General features: G+C 57.7%; 1 pseudogene. It reads left to right on the forward strand.

Features of this window, described 5'->3' with window-relative positions:
• Positions 1–433 (forward strand): annotated as a pseudogene (locus tag GS12_RS22870) (catalase-peroxidase); the annotation flags it as partial.

Raw genomic sequence — 433 nt, forward strand, 5'->3', positions numbered from 1 at the left:
GTTCAGGTATGAGTGGGTGCAGACGCGCAGCCCGGCGGGTGCGATCCAGTTTGAAGCGGTCGAAGCAGCCGAGATTATTCCCGATGCCTTTGACACGGCGAAAAAGCATAAACCAACCATGCTGGTGACCGATCTGACGCTGCGTTTCGACCCGGAGTTTGAGAAGATCTCACGCCGTTTCCTCAACGACCCGCAGGCGTTTAACGAAGCCTTTGCCCGCGCCTGGTACAAACTGACCCACCGCGATATGGGGCCTAAAGCGCGCTACATCGGCCCGGAAGTGCCAAAGGAAGATCTCATCTGGCAGGATCCGCTGCCGCAGCCAATCTATCACCCGACCACTTATGACATCGCGTTGCTGAAAGAAAAAATTGTCGCGTCGGGCTTGTCGGTGACTGAACTGACGTCGGTGGCGTGGGCGTCAGCCTCGACC

The sequence above is a fragment of the Erwinia oleae genome (genome assembly GCF_000770305.1).
GTDB lineage: Bacteria > Pseudomonadota > Gammaproteobacteria > Enterobacterales > Enterobacteriaceae > Erwinia > Erwinia oleae.